This window comes from Streptomyces sp. NPDC002776, assembly GCF_053592195.1.
Genome location: NZ_JBSFVG010000010.1, coordinates 50,021 through 69,484, shown reverse-complemented (window position 1 = coordinate 69,484; position 19,464 = coordinate 50,021). Strand labels below are relative to the sequence as shown.

Annotated in this window: 13 protein-coding genes; 9 read left to right on the top strand and 4 right to left on the bottom strand. The window is 71.8% G+C overall.

What is annotated here, in order from left to right; translation table 11 throughout:
* From ACWD11_RS20860 to ACWD11_RS20850, 3 genes are all read left to right on the top strand, one after another.
* On the top strand, nt 1–1,419 hold the full coding sequence (locus ACWD11_RS20860; protein ID WP_389414704.1) for an NAD(P)/FAD-dependent oxidoreductase: 1,419 nt from the start codon (nt 1–3) through the stop codon (nt 1,417–1,419).
* 114 nt (nt 1,420–1,533) lie between these two features.
* A complete protein-coding gene (locus ACWD11_RS20855; RefSeq protein ID WP_451121705.1) occupies nt 1,534–1,980 on the top strand; it encodes a hypothetical protein in 447 nt (148 codons plus the stop codon).
* 112 nt (nt 1,981–2,092) lie between these two features.
* Nucleotides 2,093–3,886, top strand: a complete 1,794-nt coding sequence (locus ACWD11_RS20850; RefSeq protein WP_389414702.1) for a chitinase — start codon at nt 2,093–2,095, stop codon at nt 3,884–3,886.
* On the opposite strand, the gene ACWD11_RS20845 is transcribed toward ACWD11_RS20850, so the two are convergent.
* Both ACWD11_RS20845 and gabT read right to left on the bottom strand, forming a co-directional pair.
* Nucleotides 3,825–4,667: a phosphatase PAP2 family protein gene (locus ACWD11_RS20845; RefSeq protein WP_451284667.1), complete on the bottom strand. Its 843-nt coding sequence runs from the start codon at nt 4,665–4,667 to the stop codon at nt 3,825–3,827. The two genes, ACWD11_RS20850 and ACWD11_RS20845, sit on opposite strands and share 62 nt — an antisense overlap.
* Nucleotides 4,668–4,800: 133 nt before the next feature.
* On the bottom strand, nt 4,801–6,135 hold the full coding sequence (gabT, locus tag ACWD11_RS20840; protein ID WP_389414700.1) for a 4-aminobutyrate--2-oxoglutarate transaminase: 1,335 nt from the start codon (nt 6,133–6,135) through the stop codon (nt 4,801–4,803).
* A gap of 392 nt (nt 6,136–6,527) precedes the next feature.
* Here gabT and ACWD11_RS20835 point away from each other — a divergent pair, with 392 nt between their 5' ends.
* The 3 genes from ACWD11_RS20835 (at nt 6,528) to ACWD11_RS20825 (ending at nt 12,018) form a co-directional block, all read left to right on the top strand.
* Complete coding sequence (locus ACWD11_RS20835; RefSeq protein WP_451284665.1) at nt 6,528–8,642, top strand: ATP-binding protein; 2,115 nt, start codon at nt 6,528–6,530, stop codon at nt 8,640–8,642.
* Between the two features lie 110 nt (nt 8,643–8,752).
* Complete coding sequence (locus ACWD11_RS20830) at nt 8,753–10,438, top strand: PucR family transcriptional regulator (protein WP_451284663.1); 1,686 nt, start codon at nt 8,753–8,755, stop codon at nt 10,436–10,438.
* Nucleotides 10,439–10,572: 134 nt separating this feature from the next.
* A complete protein-coding gene (locus ACWD11_RS20825) occupies nt 10,573–12,018 on the top strand; it encodes an aldehyde dehydrogenase family protein (RefSeq protein WP_451284661.1) in 1,446 nt (481 codons plus the stop codon).
* A gap of 62 nt (nt 12,019–12,080) precedes the next feature.
* Here ACWD11_RS20825 and ACWD11_RS20820 read toward each other — a convergent pair whose 3' ends face one another.
* Together ACWD11_RS20820 and ACWD11_RS20815 are read right to left on the bottom strand one after the other, a co-directional pair.
* A complete protein-coding gene (locus tag ACWD11_RS20820) occupies nt 12,081–12,440 on the bottom strand; it encodes a hypothetical protein (RefSeq protein WP_389414696.1) in 360 nt (119 codons plus the stop codon).
* A 157-nt stretch (nt 12,441–12,597) separates the two neighbouring features.
* The gene (locus ACWD11_RS20815) at nt 12,598–15,417 is read right to left on the bottom strand and encodes a glycoside hydrolase family 3 C-terminal domain-containing protein (RefSeq protein ID WP_451284659.1); all 2,820 of its coding nucleotides are present in this window, start codon (nt 15,415–15,417) and stop codon (nt 12,598–12,600) included.
* A 324-nt stretch (nt 15,418–15,741) separates the two neighbouring features.
* Between ACWD11_RS20815 and ACWD11_RS20810 the strand changes: the two genes are divergently transcribed.
* From ACWD11_RS20810 to ACWD11_RS20800, 3 genes are read left to right on the top strand one after another with little or no spacing between them, the layout of a single operon-like run.
* A complete protein-coding gene (locus ACWD11_RS20810) occupies nt 15,742–17,436 on the top strand; it encodes an extracellular solute-binding protein (protein WP_389414694.1) in 1,695 nt (564 codons plus the stop codon).
* A 27-nt stretch (nt 17,437–17,463) separates the two neighbouring features.
* Entirely contained in the window at nt 17,464–18,498 is a 1,035-nt protein-coding gene (locus tag ACWD11_RS20805) for an ABC transporter permease (protein ID WP_451284657.1), read from the top strand.
* Nucleotides 18,495–19,424, top strand: a complete 930-nt coding sequence (locus tag ACWD11_RS20800; protein ID WP_389414692.1) for a carbohydrate ABC transporter permease — start codon at nt 18,495–18,497, stop codon at nt 19,422–19,424. Before ACWD11_RS20805 ends, ACWD11_RS20800 begins: the two co-directional genes overlap by 4 nt.
* Nucleotides 19,425–19,464 lie beyond the last annotated feature (40 nt).

Here is a 19,464-nt window from a genome sequence, read left to right as displayed (position 1 = left end):
ATGGCCCCAAGCGCCATGAGCCGTTGGACGACGTCACTTTCCGATGCCCAGCCGGTCGCGTACTGGCTGGACGACCCCGGCAGGCCCCACCCCGAGCCCGCGCTCACCGGCGCCGAGACCTGCGATCTGCTGGTCGTCGGCGGCGGGTACAGCGGACTGTGGACCGCGCTCCTGGCCAAGGAGCGCGACCCGCAGCGGGACGTCGTGCTGCTGGAGGGCCGCGAGGCGGGCTGGGCCGCCTCGGGCCGCAACGGCGGCTTCTGCGCCGCCTCCCTCACCCACGGGCTGTCCAACGGACTGACCCGCTGGCCGGACGAGATCCACAAGCTGGAGGAGCTGGGCGCCCGCAACCTCGACGAGATCGAGGCGGCGGTCGCCCGGTACGGCATCGACTGCGACTTCGAGCGCACCGGCGAGATCGACGTCGCCACCGAGCCCTACCAGGCGCGGGAACTGCGCGAGTGGTACGAGGAGATCGAGCGCCGGGGACTGGCCGAGGGCATCGAGTTCCTGGACGCCGACGCCGTACGGCGACAAGTCGACTCACCGACATTCCAGGCGGGGCTCCACGACCGCCGGGGCGTCGCCATGCTCAACCCGGCCAAACTGGTCTGGGGCCTGAAGGCGGCCTGCGTCCGGCTCGGGGTGCGGGTCTACGAGCACACGCCCGCGCTGGACCTGAAGCCGTACGGCGCCGGCATGGCCGTACGCACCCCGTACGGTACGGTCCGCGCCCGCCGGGTCGCCCTCGGCACCAACATCTTCCCGAACCTGGTCAAGCGGGTGCGCGCCTTCACCGTCCCGGTCTACGACTACGCCCTGATGACCGAGCCGCTCACCGACGACCAGCTCAAGGAGATCGGCTGGCAGGGCCGCCAGGGCCTCGGAGACAGCGCCAACCAGTTCCACTACTTCCGGCTCTCCGCCGACAACCGGATCCTGTGGGGCGGTTACGACGCCGTCTATCCGTACGGCGGCCGGGTGCGCGCCGAGTACGACGACCGCCCGGAGACCTATGCCAAGCTCGCCGAGCACTTCTTCACCTGCTTCCCGCAGCTGGAGGGCCTGCGCTTCACCCACGCCTGGGGCGGCGCGATCGACACCTGCTCGCGCTTCTCGGCGTTCTTCGGCACCGCCCACCAGGGGAAGGTGGCGTACGCGGCGGGCTTCACCGGGCTCGGTGTCGGGGCCACCCGGTTCGGCGCGGACGTGATGCTGGACCTGCTGTCGGGGGAGTCCACCGAGCGCACCGAGCTGGAGATGGTCCGCAGGAAGCCGCTGCCGTTCCCGCCCGAGCCGTTCGCCTGGACCGGCATCGCGCTCACCAAGTGGTCGCTGGCCCGGGCCGACGCGCACGACGGGCGGCGCAACCTGTGGCTCAGGACGATGGACCGGCTGGGGCTGGGCTTCGACAGCTGACGGTGACCCACGTCACCCTTACGGGTGCGCGGAACCCGCGTAATGGCAGGCAGGGGACCTCCCTCTCCCTCGTGACGCACAAGGCGTCCACGACGGACAAGGGAGGTCCCCGTCATGACAGGGGCGAAGACGGCGGTCGAATGGCTCGCGTCCGTGGCACCGGATCCCGAGGCCTGCCGCTGGGAATGGGAGCGCAACCCGCTCGGGGTCGCGCTGCTGCCGGCCGGGAAGGCCTGGGACGTGCTCGTCCTGCCGGCCGGGCTCGGCTACCCGACCCTCGATGTGCTCACCCGCATTCTCGACCGGCCCGGCCCGGTGCTCGTCGACTTCGGTGACGCGCGCATGGGCTTCTTCGTACCGCCGGGCACCGCGGCCCGCTGGCTGGGCACCGGCATCCGCACCGCGGGCGCCGGCACCTGGATCGTGGTGCCGTATCCGGGCCGTTCCACCCAGGGCGTGCGATGGCTGGTGCCGCCGGACGGCTCCGGCACGCTGACCGATCCCGCGCTGCTGGAACTCGCCATGCATGAAGCGGCGGCCGGATTGGCCGATGACGACTGAAGCGGTGCCGTGACGGATGCGCGGTCACGGTGAGAAGTCTTGACAACCCGATTGGTCTGGACCAAGTTGAGCGCGTTCCACCCCTCCACATCCCCCATGCCCGGAGGCACTCGTGGACCGCTCCAGACCTTTCGTCGCCGTGCTGACGGCCGCTCTGCTGGCCGCGACCGGCATCACCGCGCTCTCGTCGGCCGCCCGTGCGGCCGACGCGGACCTGGCCAGGAACGGAGGCTTCGAGTCCGGCCTCACCGGCTGGACCTGCACGGCGGGCACCGCCGTCACCTCACCCGTGCGCAGCGGCAGTTCGGCGCTTCAGGCGACCCCGGCCGGCAGCGACAACGCCCGGTGCGCGCAGACGGTGACCGTGAAACCGGACGCCCAGTACACGCTGTCCGGACACGTCCGGGGCTCCTACGTGTATCTCGGCGCGAGCGGCACCGGCACCACCGACGTCTCGGCCTGGACCCAGTCCGCCCCGGCCTGGCAGCAGCTCACCACCACCTTCCGCACCGGCCCGGCCACCACCAAGGTCACGATCTACACCCACGGCTGGTACGGCACCGGCGCCTACCACGCCGACGACATCTCCCTGGCCGGCCCGTCCGTCGACCCCGGTCAGCCGCCCGCCCCGCCCACCGGCCTGCGCACCGGCACGGTCACCTCCTCCAGCGTCGACCTGTCCTGGACCGCGGTGCCGGGCGCTTCCGGATACGCCGTCTACCGTGACGGGACCAAGGTCCGGACGGTGAGCGGCACTTCGGCGACGATGACCGGACTCGCGCCGCAGACGGCGTACGCCTTCCAGGTCGCCGCCGTGAACGACGCCGGAGAGTCCTCGAGGTCCGCCCCGGTCACCGCGACCACCACCGCGGGCGGCGGCGGCTCCTCCGACCTGCCGCCGCACGCCCTGGTCGGCTACCTGCACGCGAGCTTCGCCAACGGCTCCGGCTACACCCGGCTCGCCGACGTCCCCGACAGCTGGGACGTCATCGACCTGGCCTTCGGCGAACCGACCTCGGTCAGCTCCGGCGACATCCGCTTCGACCGCTGCCCGGCCGCCGAGTGCCCGAACGTCGAGAGCGACGCCGACTTCAAGGCCGCGATCAGGGCCAAGCAGGCGGCCGGCAAGAAGGTGCTGATCTCCATCGGCGGCCAGAACGGCCAGGTGCGGCTCACCACGACCGCCGCGCGCGACACGTTCGTCAGCTCGGTCTCGAAGATCATCGACGAGTACGGTCTCGACGGCCTGGACATCGACTTCGAGGGCCACTCACTGTCGCTGGACGCCGACGACACCGACTTCAAGCACCCGAAGACCCCGGTGATCGTCCACCTGATCTCCGCCCTGAAGACCCTCAAGGCCCGCTACGGCGACGACTTCGTCCTGACCATGGCCCCGGAGACCTTCTTCGTCCAGCTCGGCTACCAGTACTACGGCACCGGCAAGTGGGGCGGCCAGGACCCGCGCGCCGGGGCCTACCTCCCCGTCATCCACGCGATGCGCGACGACCTGACGCTGCTGCACGTCCAGGACTACAACTCGGGCCCGATCATGGGCCTCGACAACCAGTACCACTCGATGGGCGGCGCCGACTTCCACATCGCGATGACCGACATGCTGCTCACCGGCTTCCCGGTAGCCGGTGACACCGGCAACGTCTTCCCGCCGCTGCGCCCCGACCAGATCGCCATCGGCATGCCGGCCTCCACGAACGCGGGCAACGGTCACGTCCCTCCGGCCGAGGTCGTCAAGACCCTCGACTGCCTGACGAAGAGGGCCGGTTGCGGCTCGTACGCCACCCACGGCACCTGGCCCGCGCTGCGGGGCCTGATGACGTGGTCGATCAACTGGGACCGCTACGCGAACTGGGAGTTCCAGCGGACGTTCGACGGATACTTCGGCTGACGAGCAGGACGTAACCGGTCAGCAGGACCGCACCGAGGCACCAGCTGGCCACGACGTCCAGCGGCCAGTGGAAGCCACGCCGGACCAGGCCGTAGGAGACGCCGAGCACGAGGGCCGCGCAGCCGGTGACGACGGCGCGGCGGGCGGCCGCGGAACGCACCAGGGGCAGGAGCAGCACGGTGGCGGCGCCGTAGGCGATGACGGCGGTCGCGGTGTGGCCGGACGGGAAGTAGCCGGTGGCGGGCGGTACGGCCGGGGTGCCCGGGCGGTCGGTCAGTTCCTTGAGGGGGATGACCAGGGCCGGGACCAGGGCCATCAGCAGCAGGGCGCCGGCGGCCGGCCACCACCACCGGTCTGTGCCGGCGCGCCGGGACCGCCAGGCCGCGTATCCCGCGCCGAGGAGCAGGACGGGCAGCGCGATCTGGACATCGCCCAGGTCGGAGAGGAGTTCGCCGGCGCGGTCGGGGTGGACGAGGGCCTTGCTGAGGCGCTCGTCCAGGTCCACCAGCGGGCCGTCGGCGACGACCTGCCAGGTGATCAGCGCGAAGAGAAGGGCGGGAAGCCCGAGAAGTCCCAGCCGGGAGAGGAGGGAGGTCGGCCGCCCCGGAACAGGGGGGGTAGTTCCGGGGCGGCCGACCGGATCGGGTGGCCGCACGCCCCGGGGGGTTTGGGGCGGGCGGCTGTCCGATCGGTGAGGAGATCCGGAGCCAGAGGCCCCGTATGTGTGCGCGAGGGCACGACCAGGCCGAAGCTGGGGAGGCCCCGTCCTGATGTCGCCCACAGTCCCCTGTGGGCGGGGTGTATCTCTCATCTGGGTAGAACCTACGACAGGGCGTGGGCCCAGGACAGGCGGTTTCGCGTCCTGACAGAGACCTCGCACACCTTCTTCACACCCTCTGTCCCCCGGGTCCCCGTCAGATGCGGGAGAAGGCCTGCTCGATGATGTCGAGGCCCTCGTTCAGCAGGTCCTCGCCGATGACCAGCGGCGGCAGGAAGCGCAGCACGTTGCCGTAGGTGCCACAGGTCAGGACCAGCAGGCCCTCGGCGTGGCAGGCCTTGGCGAGGGCGGCGGTGGCCTCCGGGTGCGGCTCCTTGGTGGTGCGGTCCTTGACCAGCTCGATGGCGATCATCGCGCCGCGGCCGCGGATGTCGCCGATGATCTCGAACTTCTCGGCCATGGCGCCGAGGCGGGTCTTCATGACCGCCTCGATGTTCTTCGCCTTGGCGTTGAGGTCGAGCTCCTTCATGGTCTCGATCGAGCCGAGGGCGCCGGCGCAGGCCACCGGGTTGCCGCCGTAGGTGCCGCCCAGGCCGCCCGCGTGCGCGGCGTCCATGATCTCGGCGCGGCCGGTGACGGCGGCGAGCGGCAGACCGCCCGCGATGCCCTTGGCGGTGGTGATCAGGTCCGGGACGATGCCCTCGTCCTCGCAGGCGAACCACTGGCCGGTACGGCAGAAGCCGGACTGGATCTCGTCCGCGACGAAGACGATGCCGTTGTCGTTGGCGAACTTCACGATGGCCGGCAGGAAGCCCTTGGCCGGCTCGATGAAGCCGCCCTCGCCGAGCACCGGCTCGATGATGATCGCGGCCACGTTCTCGGCGCCGACCTGCTTGGTGATCTGGTCGATGGCCTGCGCGGCGGCCTCGGGGCCCGCGTTCTCCGGGCCGGACGGCCAGCGGTAGCCGTAGGCGACCGGCACGCGGTAGACCTCCGGGGCGAACGGGCCGAAGCCGTGCTTGTACGGCATGTTCTTCGCCGTCAGCGCCATCGTGAGGTTGGTGCGGCCGTGGTAGCCGTGGTCGAAGACGACGACGGCCTGGCGCTTGGTGTAGGAGCGGGCGATCTTGACGGCGTTCTCGACGGCCTCGGCGCCCGAGTTGAACAGCGCGGACTTCTTGGCGTGGTCACCCGGGGTGAGCTCGGCGAGGGCCTCGGCGACCTCCACGTAGCCCTCGTACGGGGTGACCATGAAGCAGGTGTGGGTGAAGTCGGCGAGCTGGGCGCTCGCGCGCCGTACGACGGCCTCGGCGGAGGCGCCGACGGACGTCACGGCGATGCCGGAGCCGAAGTCGATCAGGCGGTTGCCGTCGACGTCCTCGATGATGCCGCCGCCCGCGCGCGCGGTGAACACCGGCAGCACGGAGCCCACGCCCTGCGCCACCGCGGCGAGGCGGCGGGTCTGCAGCTCCTGCGACTTCGGGCCGGGGATGGCGGTGACGACGCGGCGCTCCTGCGGAAGGTCGGACATGAGGGGCTCCTGGGGGGTCTTGCGGACGCTTGTCTTCTCTTTTCTCGCAGGCTAGGCCGGGGAACGGGGGGTGGGCATGCTCCATGTGGGCGTTGTCGAGGGGGAGGGTTGTCCGTGGTGGACATAGCGGGAGGACGGGCCCCTCGCGCGGGGGGTGCTGCCCAGGGCCGATTGAGCGTATGGCTTCTTACGCCCGCGGGAGGGTTTCGCGTGGGCGGAGTCGAGCGGGACGGAGGAACCACGTGGGCGTTCGGGCACTGCCACGGGGGCGCGGGCGAAGCGTCGGGGGCAGGCGGGATTTGTCAGACCGGCCCTTACGGTGAACTCCCCTTGCCGGGGCGTTAGATTGGCTCACTGAAGGGCGACGGAACGGCTGCTCAGGGGGCAGGGCGATGGACAGCGACGGGACGCAGGACGCTCGGGGTACGCATGCGACTCCGGTACCGCGTCCGGCGGCGCCACCGGAGCCTCCGGTGGTACCGCCCCGACCGATGCGAGCCCCGGACGGCTCCGCCTTCCTGATCTGGTTGCGGACACCCCGGCCGGACGCGCTGCCGGGGGTGTGGCGGTTCGGGCACAGCCCCCGGTCGGCGGAGGAGCCCGAGGAGATTCCGACGCGGCAGTTGCTGAGCGGGGCGCTGATCGCGTTCCTCGTCGGCTGGCTCATCTGGTCCCTGCTGCAAAACGGCTATCTCGGCAGCTGGTGGTGGGTGCCGTTCGACCTGATCGTCCCCGACTCCTGGCGCGGCGACGACAGTGTCATCGGGGACGTCGGCAATGCCCTCGTGTACCGCGGTTACGAGGTGCTCATCGCCATCGGCATCATGATCGGAGTAGCCAGGCTCGGGCGCTGGAGCGAGGTGTGGCGCCGTTTCGTGGCCCCTCGTTTCCGGCGGCGCCCGCCCGCCCCCGCGCCCCCCGTCCCCGAGCAGGATCCCGCTGAGTGGCCGCAGGTTCGGGCCGTGGGGGCCGTTGACGCTGCTGAGCGGCTGGCCGGGGAGGCCAGGGCCGGGATGATGCGGGATGTGGACCACGCTCGGATCGTCCGGGCCTGGCAGGGCGTGCGCAGTGGGCGGCACAGCCTCGCCACCTTCACCGGCGCCGTGCTCAAGGACGGCGCCGCCGCCTGCCCGCACCCCTCCGGCGCCCGCGATCTGCCCACCCGGCTCGCCCCGCACGACCTGGTCACCGGCCAGGTCCGGCTCGGTACCACCGCCGACGACCCGCGCAACCCCTACGCCTACCGCGGCACCGGCCTCGCCCTCGGCCCCGAACTGCTCGGCACCTCCCTGCTCGCCGTCGGCCCGGCCGGCTCCGGCAAGACCGGCACCGTCGTCCGCCCGCTCGCCGAGTCGCTGTGCCTGCACGCCCTCGCCGGCCGCGCCGCGGTCGTGGTGGTCGGCGCCGCGGGCACCGGACTCGGCCCGGCCGATGCCTACGACGTCGTCGTACGCATCGGGAACCCGGAGTCCGTGTACGACCTCGACCTGTACGGCGGGACCACCGACCCCGACGAGGCCGCGGCCGTCCTGGCCGAGGCGCTGGCCGGGGACCTCGCCGATCCGCACCCCGGCAGCGACACCCGCCGCTCCACGACCGTGCTGGCGCAGCTGCTCGGCCCGTTCCGGGCGGTGCACGGACGCTTCCCGTCCGTTCCGGAGCTGCGCCAGCTGCTCGACGGCGCGCCCGGACCGTTCGCCGCGCTGCGGACCGCGCTGGAGGGCTCGGGGCAGGAGTCGCTGCTGCGGGAGCTGGACGCGCGGGAGCGGCAGATGGCGCAGCCCGGCGATGTCGGGGGCGTCCTCGCCGACCGGGTGGCCCTGCTGGACCGGCCCGCCTTCGCCGGGTTCTTCGACACCTCCGGGCAGTCGCGGCCGTTCTCCCTCAAGGCCCTCGACCACCCCGTGCGGGTCCGGATCGACCTGCCCGCGCGCGGGCACGCGGACGCCTCGCGCATGCTGACGCGGCTGGTGCTCGCCCAGTTCACGGCGAGCGTGGCGGTCCGCGAGGACCGCTCGCTGTTCGCCTGTCTGATCCTCGACGACGCGACGGGCGCCGTGACGCCCGAGGCCGTCCGGGGCATCCAGCGGCTGCGCTCCGGGAACGCCGGGGCCGTGCTGACCCTGCGCTCCCTGGACGACGTGCCCAGGCCGCTGCGCGGTCCGCTGCTCGGGGCCGCCGGCTGCCGGATGGCGCTGTCCGGGATCACCCCGTGGGACGGGCAGGACTTCGCCGACGTGTGGGGCAAGGAGTGGACCGAGGCACGGGACGTCACCGACCGGCAGATCATCGCCGAGACGCCCGCCGGGAAGGCCGTGCACATGGTGCGCCGGGTGATCACCGGCAAGGCGGCGACCGCGCGGGCCGTCACCGTACGGCAGGTCGAGCGGGAGCGGTGGTCGGCCTCCGAGCTGGCGCACGCGGTGCCGCCGGGACACGCGGTGCTGTCGCTGACGGACGTGCGGGGCGAGCACGCGCCGCCGCTGCTGGTGGATCTCCGGGGCTGATTCGAGGCGGCGCGGCGACCTTACGGTGAGGCAGAATCGGCATAGGCCGTTCATACGCGGCGGCCAAATGATCACCGCGATCACACAGACTTCATCGAACTGAAGGCCCCATGCCCCCCACGCTCGCCTCGCTCGTCCAGCACTCCGCGCTCAAACTGACCGTGCGTGCGGGTGAGGACCACCTGGACGTCCCCGTCCGCTGGGCGCACGTCAGCGAGCTCGCCGACCCCGTCCCCTACATGGAGGGCGGGGAGCTGCTGCTGATCACCGCCCTGAAGCTGGACGCGGAGGACCCCGAGGTGATGCGCCGCTATGTGAAGCGGCTGGCCGGCGCCGGGGTCGTCGGACTCGGGTTCGCCGTCGGGGTGAACTACGAGGACATCCCGGCCGCCCTGGTCGAGGCGGCCCGGCAGGAGGGGCTGCCGCTGCTGGAGGTGCCGCGCCGCACCCCCTTCCTCGCCATCAGCAAGGCCGTGTCGGCGGCCATCGCGGCCGACCAGTACCGGGCGGTGACGGCGGGGTTCGCCGCCCAGCGCGAGCTGACCAGGCAGGCGCTGACCGACGGCCCCGAGGGGCTGCTCACCGCGCTGGCCTCGCAGGTCGACGGCTGGGCCGCGCTCTACGACGCCTCCGGCGCCGTCGTCGCCACCGCCCCGGAGTGGGCGGGCCGCCGGGCGGCGCGGATCACCGCGGACGTGGAACGGCTGCGCGAACGGCCGGCGCCCGCCTCGTCGGTCGTCGGCGGCCCGGACAACGAGGACCGGGTCGAACTGCACTCCCTGGGCACCGGCCGCAGGCCCCGCGCGGCGCTCGCGGTCGGCACCGCCGCGGCCCTCGGCACCGCCGAGCGGTACGCCGTCCACTCGGCCATCGCGCTGCTCACCCTGACCACCGAGCGCTCCCGCTCCCTGCACGCCGCCGAGCAGCGGATCGGCACCGCAGTGCTGCGCATGCTGCTCGCGGGCGAGCCGGACCACGCCCGGGCGGTCGCCGGGGACCTGTACGGCGTGCTGCTGGACGCCCCCTTCCGGGTGATCGTCGCGGAGTCGGTGGTGGTGTCGGGCTCCGCTTCGGCCGCCCTGGCCGCCGTGGAGAACCCGCCGCGCGTCCCGTCCGGCGCCAAGCCCTCGGCCGCCGCCCTCGCCGCCGCCTCCGGCACCGACGGCGACCCGCTCGGCGCGCTCGCCGAGATCGTCGAGTCGGCCGCCGCACGCGCCGGGGAGGCGGTGCTCGTCGTACCGGAGGGGGAGCGCCTGGTGGTGCTGGCCGCGGACGGCGGCGCCGCGGTGGCCGCGTGCGCGGAGTACGCGACGGCACTGGAGGCGGCGCGGGCGGGCAGCGCCGGACGGGAGACGGCGGCCGGTGAGGAGGACGAACTGGTCGTCGGGCTCTCCGCGCCGGCCGGCCCGATCGCCGCGGCCGCCGCCTACAAGCAGGCCGAGCAGGCGCTGTCGGTGGCCCGGCGGCGCGGGCGGGTGTGCGTGGAGCACGAGCAGCTGGCGGCCGGATCGGTGCTGCCGCTGCTCGCGGACGACGCGGTGCGGGCCTTCGCCGACGGGCTGCTCAGGGCGCTGCACGACCACGACGCGACCGGCCGCGGCGATCTGGTCGCCTCCCTGCGGGCCTGGCTGTCCCGGCACGGCCAGTGGGACGCGGCCGCGGCCGACCTCGGCGTCCACCGGCACACCCTGCGCTACCGGATGCGGCGCGTCGAGGAGATCCTCGGCCGCTCCCTGGACGACCCGGACGTCCGCATGGAGCTGTGGCTGGCGCTGAAGGCGACCTCCGTCGAATAGCCCACCGCGCCAATCCGTAGTGCCCTGCTCCGCCACTACTACGACTCGGACAAACACCCCGCCGCCCTCGCGCCCCTACCGTGGATCCCGAACCGAGGAACACCCACCCCCAACGCGGAAGGGCCGGGAATCACATGACTTCCACCCACGCCTTCTGGCTCGCCGGCCGCCAGGTCTCCGGCGCGGACACCTTCGACGTCACCTCGCCGTGGGACGGCCGGGTCGTCGGCAAGGTGAGCGTGCCGACCGACGCCCAGGTCGAGGAGGCCGTGGCCGCCGCGTATGCCGTGCGGGACGAGTTCGCCGCGACCCCGGCGCACGTACGGGCCGCCGCCCTGGACCACGTCAGCCGCCGTCTCGCCGAGCGCACCGAGGAGATCGCCCAGCTGATCTCCGCCGAGAACGGCAAGCCGATCAAGTGGGCCCGCGGTGAGGTCGGCCGTGCCGTCTCGGTGTTCCGCTTCGCCGCCGAGGAGGCCCGCCGCTTCAACGGCGGCGAGGCCCAGCGCCTGGACACCGACCTCGGCGGCCAGGGCCGGCTGGCGCTGACCCGGCGCTTCCCGAAGGGGGTCGTGCTCGGCATCGCGCCGTTCAACTTCCCGCTGAACCTGTGCGCGCACAAGGTCGCCCCCGCGATCGCCGCCGGCGCCCCGATCATCCTCAAGCCCGCCCCGGCGACCCCGCTCTCCGGTCTGATCCTCGGTGACCTGCTCGCCGAGACCGAGCTGCCCGCCGGTTCCTGGTCGATCCTGCCGGTCGCCAACGACCGGATGCCCGCCCTCGTGCAGGACGAGAGGCTGCCGGTGATCTCCTTCACCGGCTCCGAGCAGGTCGGCTACGCGATCATGGACTCGGTGCCGCGCAAGCACTGCACGCTGGAGCTCGGCGGCAACGGCGCCGCCGTCGTCCTCGGCGACTGGGCGAGCGACGAGGACCTGGACTGGGCCGCGACGCGCATCGCCACCTTCTCCAACTACCAGGGCGGCCAGTCCTGCATCTCGGTGCAGCGCGTGATCGCCGACGCCTCGGTGTACGACCGGCTGCTGCCGCGGATCGTCGCCGCCGTCGAGGCCCAGGTCACCGGTGACCCCTCCGACGACAAGACCGACGTCGGCCCGCTGGTCAGCGAGGACGCCGCCCGGCGCGTCGAGGCGTGGGTCCAGGAAGCGGTCGGGGCGGGCGCCTCGCTGCTCACCGGCGGCAAGCGCGACGGCGCCTCCTACGCGCCGACCGTCCTGACCGACCTGCCGGCCGGCACCACGCTGGCCTGCGAGGAGGTCTTCGGCCCGGTGCTGTCGGTGCAGAAGGTGGACGGCGAGGCCGAGGCGTTCGCCGCCGTCAACGACTCCAAGTACGGCCTCCAGGCGGGCGTGTTCACCCACGACGTGCAGGCCGCCTTCCGCGCCCACCGAGCCCTCGAGGTCGGCGGCGTGGTCATCGGCGACGTCCCCTCCTACCGCGCCGACCAGATGCCGTACGGCGGCGCCAAGCAGTCCGGCGTGGGCCGTGAGGGCGTGCGGTTCGCGATGGACGACTACACCTACGAGCGGGTGCTGGTCCTCACCGGCCTCGCTCTCTGAGCCGACCCGACGGCCACCGGCGGCCGGAGCCCACTGTGCGGGGGCTCCGGCCGCCGGCGTGTTCAGCCGGTGGCCGCCGAGCCGCCGCGCTCCTCCCGCCCGTCCTGCGCGAAAGCGGTGCGGCAGCGCTCCACCTGATCGGCCACCAGTTCCATGAACCAGCGCATGATCTCGTAGGGCACGACATGCTCGTCGTGGCTGTGGATGTGGACGACCGGTTCCCGGTCCGGGTCCTCGTCCGGAACGAACGCCACCGCGAAGGCCACCCCGGGCATCAAGGTCTCCGCGCCGGGGGCCTCGCTGAGGGACGCCGGGGTGGGCCTGGCCTCGCTCAGTTCCACGGCCCAGGCGTCGTCGGGCAGCGCGTAGTGGTACTGGACCGCGTAGTGGCGGCCCGCGTGCTCGCGCAGTTCGGCTGGCATGGCGGCAGGCTGCCACAGTACGGCGGCGGCCGTAACGGGTTTCCCGTCCCGAACTCTAGCTAATGGGAACCGTTTTCATATAGTCTTCCCGAAGGGGTCCGGCGCCGATGCCTTCCGGCGCCGGGCCCCTTCCTCCGCGTCGGCTCGGTCCGGCCCCTCAACCGGAGAAGCCGACGTGCGCGAGCCGCAGGGCGCCGCGCAGTCTGAGGCGGACGTCGTGCACGCCCTCGGCCGGGAAGCCGGCGGTGAGCGCGGTGTAGGAGTACGGGCCCGACCGGGAGGCGGCGGTGAGGGTCGCCAGCGGCGGCGTGCCGTCCAGGGACACCTCCACCGTTCCCTCCCCGGCCACCGTCGCCGTCACTCGGGTGACGCCCGTGCCGAAGTCGCAGGCCCGGTAGAGGAGTTCGCCCGCCCGGTCCCCGGCCGGGGTCACCGCGTCGCCCGTGGCCCGCGTGCGGTCGACGATCGCGGTGCCGCTCTGCTCGTCGAAGTCGGCCGCGTCCAGCCCGTGTTGCCGCACCGCGCGCGGGGCCACCGGGTCCCCGGCGAGCGTCACCGTCGTCCGCAGCCGGATGTCCTCGCTGGAGCCGCCGGCCAGCAGGTCGTACGGGCCCGGGTCGAGGTGCCATCGGCCGTGCGCCACGTCCCAGAAGGCGAAGGCGGACAGCGGCACGTCGAAGGCGAGCCCGGTCCGCTCGCCGGGCGCGAGGGTGACACGGCGGTGGGCGAGCAGTTCGCGGCGGGGACGCGGGACCGACGGGTCCACGGCGCGGGTGTAGAGCTGGGCGACCTCGTCGGCCGTGCGCCGCCCGGTGTTGGTCACCGTGAACGACACGCGCACCGCGTCCCCGGTCACGCGCGCGGTCAGATCGCCGTAGGCGAACGAGGCGTACGACAGGCCGTGGCCGAACGGGTAGAGCGGGGTGCCCTCGAAGTACAGATAGGTCTGGCAGCCGCCGATCACGTCGTAGTCGAGCAGGTCCGGCAGGTCGGCGTCGCTCGCGTACCAGGTCTGCGGGAGGCGTCCGGCGGGGGAGACGTCGCCGGCCAGGACGCGGGCCAGCGCGGTGCCCGCGGCCTGGCCGCCGTGCGCCGTCCAGAGCAGGGCCGCGAGGGAACCCGGTTCGACCGCGTACGGGTAGGCGGAGACCAGCGCCAGCACCGTCTTCGGGTGGGCGGCGCGGGCCGCGCGCAGCAGCCGCTCCTGGTGGGCGGGCAGGAACAGGGTCGTACGGTCCTCGGTCTCGCGGCCGTTGATGTGCGGGTCGTTGCCGGCGACCACCAGCACCACGTCGGCTCCTGCCGCGACCCGGGTCACCGCCTCCTCGCCGCGCTCCACGACGACCGTCTCGAAGATCTCCGGGTCCGCCTCGGCAACCTTCACCCCGTCGGCGGCGACCGAGACATGGCGGCCCGTGCCGAGGTGCCGGAGGAGGTGTCCGCTGCCATGGGGTTCCAGCCGGAAGGTCTCCTGCACGACCCAGCCGCCGGGCCGGTCGGCCGAGGCGCGGACGTAGCCGTCCTCGGCGACCGACAGATAGCGGCCGTCGGGCGCGCGCAGCGTCAGCACGCCCTCGCCCCAGTCCACCAGCGCGAGTTCGGTGCCGACCGAGTCCGTGGTCAGCGGCGGCAGGTCGGTGCGGCCCGCGAGCAGGGCCGGGTCCAGGGCGCCCTCGGCGCCGAGTACCTCCTCGGCGGCGGCGCCCTCGGGGACGTACAGGAAGGCTCCGGCCGACGTCCTCAGCCGGATCCGGTCCACGCCCTCCGCGAACTCCACGCGGTCGGCGCCGAACCGCTCGCGCAGCCCCTCCAGCGGGGTGGAGCGGTGGATCAGGGTGCCGCTGTACCAGTCGAGCTTGCACTCGTCGGCGAGCAGTCCCACCACCGCGATCCGGCTGTCCGGGCGCAGGGGCAGCACGCCGTCGTTCCGCAGCAGGACGACCGCCTGCTCGGCCGCCTCCTGGGCGAGTGCGCGGTGTTCGGGGGTGTCGAAGGCGCCGGGGTCCTCGTGGTCGTCGAACTCGCCGAGCCGGAAGCGGACCGAGAGCTGGCGGCGGACCGCGGTGTCGATGTCGGCCTCGGTCAACAGGCCCCGCTCGTACGCCGTCCGCACCCGGCCGGTGATCTTCGAACCGTCCGTGCCGTGGTCGGTGAAGCTGTCGACGCCCGCCCGGAGCGCGGCCGCCGTCGCCTCCTCGTGGGTGTCGAAGTAGTGCTCGGAGTCGACCAGGTTGGAGGGCGCGCCCGCGTCCGAGCAGACCAGCAGTTCGTCCGCGGTCCAGGTGCGCAACTGCTCACGCAGATACGGCGACACGTGGTTGGGGCGGCCGTTGACCAGGTTGTACGCCGGCATCACCCCCGCCACCGCGCCCGCCTCGACCGTCTCGCGGAAGGCCCGCAGGTCGTACTCGTGCAGCACCCGCGGGCGGACCGAGGAGGACGAGGTGTCGCGGTCCGTCTCGTTGTTGTGGGCCAGCCAGTGCTTGAGGACCGGGGCGGTCCGCCAGTACACCGGGTGGTCGCCGCGCAGACCCCGGGTGTACGCGGTGGCGATGGCGGAGGTCAGTCTCGGGTCCTCGGAGTAGCCCTCCTCGTTGCGGCCCCACAGCGGGTGGCGCAGCAGATTGACCGTCGGGGACCAGACATTGAGGCCGACGCGCTCGTCGCGGGCGCGCATCGCGCGGGCTTCCCGGGACACGGCCTCGCCGACCCGGCGCACCAAGTCCGGGTTCCAGGTCGCGCCGAGCCCGACCGCCTGGGGGAAGACCGTCGCCGGGCCCATCCACGCCACGCCGTGCAGCGCCTCCTGGCCGGTGCGGAACGCGGCGACCCCGAGCCGCTCGACGGCCGGGGCGAACTGGTGCAGAAATCCGATCTTTTCCTCGCGCGTGAGCCGCGCCAACAGATCGTCGACGCGCTTCGCGACCGGCAGGCCGGGATCGCGGAAAGGCGGGGTGGGCGGCGGGACTGCGGTCACTTGGGGATCCCCTTGCGATGGATCGACGCGGCTCTTTCGAAGCGCTTCGATGCTCATTCGACACGGGGGTGGGTGTCAAGGGATCAGCACTGCCCATTCAGGCAGCACATAAGAAAGGGGCGGGTCGTATGCGGCGGAGGAATCTTGGGAGCGGGCCTTGTGCGCCCCTGGGTGTTCACTTAACCTCACAGCAACATCGAAGCGCTTCGACGCAGCACGCAGACATTGGTCGGAGGACTGCTTCCGCTCAGCCAGTTCCACTTACGACACCGCAGCCGACGGCCCACCGCCGGGTGTCCAGGTGCGCCATGAAGGGTTGACGCAATGACGCCGAACGCCTCCTCCGCCTCTTCCGCGACCAGCCGGAGAAGCTTCCTCGCCTCCTCGGCGGTCGCCGCCGCAGCGGTGGCGGGAGGAATGCCGCTGCTTGCCGCGTGCGGAGACTCGGACAGCGGCTCGCGCGAAGGCACCACCTCGGGCAAGGACGCCAAGAAGCTTCTGCCGGCCTATGTGGCCAGCAATGTCGTCGTGCCGGACATCCCCGCCAAGAACGGCTCCGCGGCCGGTTTCACCAGCAAGCTGGAGCTGGCCGAGCTGAAGACCTCGGTGCCCAAGAGGCTCGGCAAGGGCGGCAAGGTCACCATCATGTCGCCGTTCTGGGGCTCGCCCCCCAAGAGCGACAACGCCTACTACCGGGCGATGAACGACCTGATCGGCGTCGACGTCCGGTGGCAGAACCAGGACGGCAACACCTACGAGCAGAAGCTCGGCGCGGTGCTGGCCTCCAGCGACGTCCCGGACGTGGTGGTGGTCCCCGGCTGGAACATGAACGGCAAGATACCCAGCGCCATCATCAGCAAGTTCGCCGACCTCGGCCCCTATCTCTCCGGTGACGCGGTCAAGGAGTTCCCGAACCTCGCCGCCATCCCGACGGACGCCTGGCAGCGCTCCATCTTCGGCGGCAAGCTGCGCGGCCTGCCGCAGCCGGCGCCGTACGTCACCGGCATCGTGCCGCTGTACCGCCAGGACGTCTTCGACAAGGAGGGCTACGAAGTCCCGCGCTCCTGCGACGAGTTCCTGGCGCTGGCCAAGGACATCACCAACGCCAAGGCCAAGCGCTGGGCGTGCATGGACATGAAGTGGACGGCCTTCCAGGCCTTCGGTGTGCTCTCCGGCAGCGAGAAGCCCCTGGGCTGGAACCTGGTCGACGGCAAGATGATCTACCGCATCGAGACCGAGGAGTACCTCGAGGCGCTGGAGTGGTCCCGCAAGCTCTTCGCCGCGGGCGTCGTCCACCCGGACGCCGAGCTCGGCAAGAGCCAGGCCACCGACCCGGGCCCCAAGTTCGCCGCGGGCGAGTTCCTGATCTACGCCAACAACATCTCGCAGTGGTGGAGCCGCACCGCCGAACAGGCCACCCAGAACCCGGAGTTCAAGGTCTGGGGCATGGACGTGTGGGGCCATGACGGCGGCGACCCCACGCTCTGGGCCGAACAGCCCGCCGGCATCTTCGCCTTCGTCAACAAGAAGGCGTCCGAGTCGGTCATCCGCGACGTGCTGGCCGTCGCGAACGTCACCGCGGCGCCGTACGGCACCAAGGAGTACATGATGACCAACTACGGCGTGGAGGGCACCCACTACGCCGTCGAGGACGGCGTCCCCACCAAGACCGACCAGGGCAACATCGACGTGATGAACGCCTACGTCATGGTCGCGAGCCCCGCCCCGACCCTCGCCCACCCGGACTTCCCGGAGGTCGCCAAGGGCCAGGTCGAATGGCAGCAGCGGATGGGCGCCTTCACCAAGAAGTCCTCCTTCTACGGCATGCAGATCACCGAGCCCAGCCGCTACACCAACCTCGCCAACGACATGGAGCAGATGGAGGACGACGTCGTCCGGGGCCGCAAGAAGATCAGCGACATGCAGCAGTGGATCTCCGACTGGAAGAGCAAGGGCGGCGACAAGCTGCGCGACTGGTACCAGCAGGTCCTCGACGAGAACGGCTCCGCGGCCAACTGACCGGGCACCGAGGCAAGGAGAACGGCCGTGTCCCACAGCACGGTGCCTCGGAGCAGGGCCGAGGCCGACATGACGGCGAAGTCCCCGGTGCCGCCGGACGGCGCCCGCGGGCGGGGCGGCAGGCCCCCCGCACCGAAACCGAGCCTGCGGCACAGGTTCCGACGCGACCGCGTCCTGCTCCTGATGACCCTGCCGGCCGTCGTCCTGATCCTGCTCTTCAACTACGTGCCGATCCTCGGCAACGTGGTCGCCTTCCAGGACTACGACCCCTACATCAGCGACAACGGCGTCGTGTCCATCCTCAACAGCCCCTGGGTGGGCCTGGAGAACTTCCAGCGGATCTTCGAGGACTCCGCCTTCTGGCAGGCGGTGCAGAACACGCTGGTGCTGTTCTTCCTCCAGCTCCTGCTGTTCTTCCCGATCCCGGTCCTGCTCGCGCTGCTCATCAACAGCGTGGTCAGGCCCCGGGTGCGGGCGATCGCGCAGGCCGTGCTCTATCTTCCGCACTTCTTCTCGTGGGTGCTGGTGATCGCCGTCTTCCAGCAACTGCTGGGCGGCGCGGGGCTGTTCTCGCAGCTGCTGCGCGATCACGGGTACGACGGGCTCGACATCATGACGGACCCGAACACCTTCAAGTTCCTGGTCACCGCGCAGGCGGTGTGGAAGGACGCCGGCTGGGGGATCATCGTCTTCCTCGCCGCGCTGGCCGCGGTCAGCCCCGATCTGTACGAGGCCGCCGCGATGGACGGCGCCAATCGCTGGCGCCGGATGTGGCACGTCACGCTGCCCGCGCTGCGGCCGGTGATCGCGCTGCTGCTGGTGCTGCGCGTCGGTGACGCGCTGACCGTCGGCTTCGAACAGATCCTGCTCCAACGCGACGCCGTGGGGCCGGGCGCGGCGGAAGTCCTCGACACCTTCGTGTGGTGGAACGGAGTCCGCAACCAAGACTTCGGCTATGCGGCCGCCGCGGGGCTCGTCAAGGGCGTCATCAGCATCGGACTCGTCCTGGCCGCGAACAAGGTGGCCCATCTGATGGGCGAGCAGGGGGTGTACAAGAAGTGACCACCGTCCTCGACAAGCCCGCACGCAACCGCTGGGCCGCTCCGCCGCGGCCGGTCTGGGAGGAACAGCCGACCAGGGCCGGGCTGGCGGGCAAGGGTCTCGTGCTGGGCATCGCCTGCCTCGCCATCCTGTTCCCGCTGTGGATCGTCGTCGTCACCAGCCTGTCCACCCGCGAGACCATCGACGAGGCCGGCGGTCTGGTGATGATCCCCAAGGACATCACCTTCATCGCCTACCAAGAGCTGCTGAGCGGCGGGCAGGTGACCCGGGCGGCGATCATCAGCGTGCTGGTCACGCTCGTCGGTACGGCGTTCTCGATGACGGTGTCGGTGCTGTGCGCGTACGGGCTCTCCCGCACCGGATCGCTCGGGCACCGGTGGATCCTGATGACCCTGCTGGCGACGATGTTCTTCAGCGCCGGGCTCATCCCGACGTATCTGCTGGTGCAGACGCTCGGCCTGACCGACAGCTATCTCGCGCTGATCCTGCCCAGCGCGCTCAGCGTCTTCAACATCCTGGTCCTGCGCGGCTTCTTCATGGGGATCTCGCAGGAACTGATCGACAGCGCCCGGATCGACGGGGCGGGGGACTTCCGGATCCTCCGGCAGATCGTCCTGCCGCTGTCCCGGGCCGTCATCGCCGTGATCACCCTGTTCTACGCGGTCGGGTACTGGAGCGCCTGGTTCAACGCGTCGCTGTACCTGAACGACCAGAACATGATGCCGTTGCAGAACGTGATGATCCAGCTGGTGCAGAAGCAGGAGGCACCGGTGGGGCTGGGCCAGGCCATCAAGACGGGGCAACTGTCCGGGCTGGCCGTGCAGATGGCGGTCATGGTGATGGCGCTGCTCCCGGTGGCCGTCCTGTCGCCGTTCGTCCAGCGGCACTTCAAGAAGGGGATGCTGACGGGCGCGGTCAAGGGTTGACATGGCGCCTGGTCAGCGGGGGTCACCTGCTGCGCGGCGG